Origin of the sequence: Bradyrhizobium canariense (genome assembly GCF_019402665.1) — a bacterium.
Taxonomy (GTDB): Bacteria; Pseudomonadota; Alphaproteobacteria; order Rhizobiales; family Xanthobacteraceae; genus Bradyrhizobium; species Bradyrhizobium canariense.
In genome coordinates this window covers 1-3,697 of record NZ_VSST01000145.1, presented here as the reverse complement: position 1 = coordinate 3,697, position 3,697 = coordinate 1, and the positions used below count along the sequence as shown (strand labels likewise).

5 protein-coding genes are annotated in these 3,697 nt (G+C 64.5%); 2 read left to right on the top strand and 3 right to left on the bottom strand.

Annotated features, from left to right (window positions below; translation table 11 throughout):
- Positions 1-83: 83 nt before the first annotated feature.
- Both FXB41_RS40370 and FXB41_RS40365 read right to left on the bottom strand, forming a co-directional pair.
- A complete protein-coding gene (locus FXB41_RS40370) occupies positions 84-1,061 on the bottom strand; it encodes an NADPH:quinone oxidoreductase family protein (RefSeq protein WP_219685720.1) in 978 nt (325 codons plus the stop codon).
- Positions 1,061-1,669 carry a 2-hydroxychromene-2-carboxylate isomerase gene (locus FXB41_RS40365; protein WP_219685719.1) on the bottom strand — a complete coding sequence of 203 codons (609 nt, stop codon included), beginning with the start codon at positions 1,667-1,669 and terminating at the stop codon, positions 1,061-1,063. The genes FXB41_RS40370 and FXB41_RS40365 overlap by 1 nt, the downstream gene beginning before the upstream one ends.
- 110 nt (positions 1,670-1,779) lie before the next feature.
- On the opposite strand from FXB41_RS40365, the gene FXB41_RS40360 reads away from it, so the two are divergent.
- A complete protein-coding gene (locus FXB41_RS40360) occupies positions 1,780-2,802 on the top strand; it encodes a methionine synthase (protein ID WP_219685718.1) in 1,023 nt (340 codons plus the stop codon).
- The gene (locus tag FXB41_RS40355; protein WP_245286113.1) at positions 2,771-3,034 is read left to right on the top strand and encodes a hypothetical protein; all 264 of its coding nucleotides are present in this window, start codon (positions 2,771-2,773) and stop codon (positions 3,032-3,034) included. Before FXB41_RS40360 ends, FXB41_RS40355 begins: the two co-directional genes overlap by 32 nt.
- Here FXB41_RS40355 and FXB41_RS40350 read toward each other — a convergent pair.
- On the bottom strand, positions 3,031-3,648 hold the full coding sequence (locus tag FXB41_RS40350) for a hypothetical protein (protein WP_007602506.1): 618 nt from the start codon (positions 3,646-3,648) through the stop codon (positions 3,031-3,033). The two genes, FXB41_RS40355 and FXB41_RS40350, sit on opposite strands and share 4 nt — an antisense overlap.
- Between the last annotated feature and the right edge of the window lie 49 nt (positions 3,649-3,697).

Sequence of the window (3,697 nt, the reverse complement as noted above, 5' to 3'; positions counted from 1 at the left end):
GAAGCGTGCCCACCATTCTTGTCACGGTTGCCGATAAATGGTGGGCACGGCGCTCACGCGCCTTTGCCCACCCTACGGCACTGTCACTCCATCACCAACGCCACGCGCCCGATCGCCTTGCGGTCGATCAGCAACCGCATCGCCTTCGCAACCTCCTCCAGCGGCAGGCGGTGCGAGACGTTGGGCCGCAGCTTGCCCTCCTCGGCCCATTGGAGCAGCGCCTTCAGCCTGACCTCACCGAGCGCGGGATTTTTGCGTACCGCTTCGCCCGCTCGCACGCCGAGCACGCTGGCGCCTTTGATCAGCAAGAGATTGGTTTTCGCCGAGCCGATGCCGCCGGTGAAGCCGATCACCAGCAGCCGTGCGCCCCAGGCGATGCAACGCATCGAATTCTCGAACACTTCGCCGCCGACGGGATCGAACACGACGTCGGCACCGCGACCGTCGGTGATACGTTTGACGGCATCACGAAACGGCTCGCGGTCGTAGCGCACGAGATGATCGGCGCCCCGCGCCCTGGCAATCGCGAGCTTTTCGTCGCTGGAGGCCGTCGCAATCACGGTCGCGCCCAGCATCTTCCCGATCTCGACGGCAGCAAGGCCCACGCCCCCGCCGGCGCCATGCACCAGCAGCACCTCGCCCGGCTCGACCCGGCCGCGATCGATCAGCGCGTGATAGGCGGTGCCGTGCCCGGCGAGATAAGTCGCGGCCTCCGCATAGTCGAACGTCGATGGCATCGACGTGAGCTGCGACGGCGTCGCCACGGCTTCATCCGTGAAGGCGCCGTGCCGCATCTTGACGATGACCTTGTCGCCGACGGCGACGCCGCTCGCCTCTGCGCCGACCTCGGTCACGTCGCCGGCCGCCTCCATTCCCGGCGTAAACGGCAGCTCCGGCTTGAGCTGGTACTCGCCGGCCGCCATCAGCACGTCTGGAAAATTCAACCCAGCCGCACGGATCGCGACGCGCACTTCGCCCGGCTTCAGGGCGCGCGACGGAAACTTTTCGATCTGCAATTTTTCGGGCGCGCCGAGCGCGCGGCAGACGACAGCCCGCACCATCAGGCCGCGCTCGCCTTGCCGCGCAGCAGCGCCTCGCGGATCAAGGGCAGGCGGTCATTGCCGAAATACATGTCGGTCTTGCCGACGAAGATCGTCGGCGAGCCAAAGCCGCCGCGGGCGACGACTTCTTCGGTGTTGGCCTTGAGCTGATCCTTGATTCCCTGCCCGGAAATGCCCGCGAAGAATTTCTGCTCATCGACGCCGACCTTCCTGCAGATCTCGGCGAGCACTGCGTCCTGCGAGATGTCCTTGTCCTCGCCCCAATAGGTCTCGAACACCGCCGTGGCGAAAGGCACCGTTTCCTGCCCGAGCCAGATGCAGCCGCGCATCGCTTTGACGCTGTTGACCGGAAACACCGTCGGCGGCATCTTGATCGCGAGACCGGCCGAGCGCGACCAGTCGGCAAGGTCCTTTTTCATGTAGCGCGCCTTCAGCGGCACCGGTGTCTCACGTTGCGCATAGACACTTGGGTTGACCGTATTGAAGATGCCGCCCACCAGGATCGGCCGCCAGATGATCTCCGCGCCAACCTCCCTGGCCAGCGGCTGGATGTTGTGGAAGGCGAGATAGGTCCAGGGGCTGGAACAGTCGAAGAAGAATTCGATCATGGCGTTTCCGGTCCGACGCCGCCGGTTTCAAGGCGACTTTTGTTGTTCTGTACCTCGACGTTAAGACATGGCAGGAAGGGGCGCAATCACAACTCGCCGAGAGGGCCGCCATGCTGTTTCCAACCACGATCGCCGGCTCCTTGCCGAAGCCGGAATGGCTCGCCGAACCCAACATGCTCTGGGCGCCCTGGAAGTCGCAAGGCGACGAGCTCGTCCGCGCCAAGCGCGATGCGACGATGCTTGCCGTCAAGGTCCAGGAGGATGCCGGGATCGACATCGTCACCGAGGGCGAGCAGGCCCGGCAACATTTCGTCCACGGTTTCCTGGAGAAGATCGAGGGCATCGATTTCGCCCACAAGGTCGAGATGGGCATCCGCAAGGATCGCTACAAGGCGATGGTGCCTCAGGTCGTGGCCCCACTCCGGCTCAAAGGACGCGTCCACGCCGACGAAGCGCGCGTCGCCCGCACGCACACCAAGAAGAAGCTGAAATTCACCCTGCCCGGCCCGATGACCATCATCGACACCATTGCCGATCGCTACTATGGCGATCGCGTCAAGATGGCCTTTGCGTTCGCCGAACTCCTGAACGAGGAAGCCAAGGCGCTCCGGGCCGACGGCGTCGATCTCGTGCAATTCGACGAGCCCGCCTTCAACGTCTACATGGACGAGGTCAACGATTGGGGCATCAAGGCGCTGGAGCACGCCGCGCAGGGCCTGACCTGCGCCACCGCCGTGCACATCTGCTACGGCTACGGCATCAAGGCCAACACCGACTGGAAGGAAACGCTCGGCGCGCAATGGCGGCAGTACGAGCAGATCTTTCCCGCGATCGACGCCAGCCCGATCCAGCAGGTCGCGATCGAATGCCGCAACTCGAAGGTGCCGCTCGACCTGCTTGCCCTGCTCAAGACCAAGATCGTGCAGGCCGGCGTGATCGACGTCGCCAGCGACACGGTGGAGACGGCCGATGACGTCGTGCAGGTGATCGACGCGGTGTCGAAATTCGTGCCCAAGAGCAACATCATCGCCACCACCAATTGCGGCATGGCGCCGATGCGGCGCGAGATCGCCGAAGCCAAGCTGATGGCGCTTGGGGCCGGTGCTGCGCTGGCACGCGAGAAGCTGGGTTAAGGCGGTGGTCCGATCCGCTTTCGTTGTTGCGACGCTTGCGGCGATCGCACTGCCGGCGCGCGGTGAGGATCGCTCGGTGCTCCTCACCTGCAAGGCGATGGTGGAGCGAGCATCGAGGGAGGCGAACGCCGCCAACGAAGTCGAACTGATCCGGTGCCGTCAAGTGATCCGCGAATGGGCGCTGCGCGATGCGCGCACGACAGTGGATGAAGACGGCAATCCGCTGCGCTAGCGGCGCGCGGTCGGATGCAGCACAGGCTGATATCCGGAGTTGATCGCGCGGAGTGTGGAAGGCGGCGTCAACAGCATCGGATGATCGAGGGCGCTCGGATACGCGGCGTAGCCCGCGAATGACCACAGCAGCGCTTTGCCCTGCGCGACGAGGAAGCAGTCATCCCCCTGCTGCACCATCGCGCCGTCCGGTAATTCCGCGAGCGGCCTCGGCAGCGCATGCAGCCGTTTCTTGCCGCGCTCGAGTCGTTCCCGATGCAGTACGGCATCCATCGCCTTGGCGCTGATGCCGCTTGCATCATTCCCTGCTTCCCATGCATTGCGAAAGCGCTTCGCATCGTCACGGCGGCAGAAGAAGCAGGGACGGTGGCCTGCGGCAAAGGCGGTGGCCTCGTCCAGGAAGAACAGTTCGGTCCAACTCCGCCGCGCCATCACCGGCCGCCGCCAGCCGCGGAATTCACATAGGCAGGTGATCCAGGCCGGCGACGACCAGCGCTTTTTCAGCAGCGTCTTGGTCGCGGGATCATGGATGATGCCGCGGTTACCGGTGAATAGGCCGCGATGTGGTGTCGCGATGATCTCGCCGGTCGGCGTGACGCGGTTTTGCAGGGGCATGGTCGCTTCTGCCCGTCATTGCGAGGAGCGAAGCGACGAAGCAATCCAG

What these genes read in the sequence shown, in the direction of transcription:
- FXB41_RS40360 (WP_219685718.1), top strand. Translation starts at nt 1,780, where the DNA reads ATGCTGTTTCCAACCACGATCGCCGGCTCCTTGCCGAAGCCGGAATGG.
- FXB41_RS40365 (WP_219685719.1), bottom strand. Translation starts at nt 1,669, where the DNA reads ATGATCGAATTCTTCTTCGACTGTTCCAGCCCCTGGACCTATCTCGCC.
- FXB41_RS40370 (WP_219685720.1), bottom strand. Translation starts at nt 1,061, where the DNA reads ATGGTGCGGGCTGTCGTCTGCCGCGCGCTCGGCGCGCCCGAAAAATTG.
- FXB41_RS40350 (WP_007602506.1), bottom strand. Translation starts at nt 3,648, where the DNA reads ATGCCCCTGCAAAACCGCGTCACGCCGACCGGCGAGATCATCGCGACA.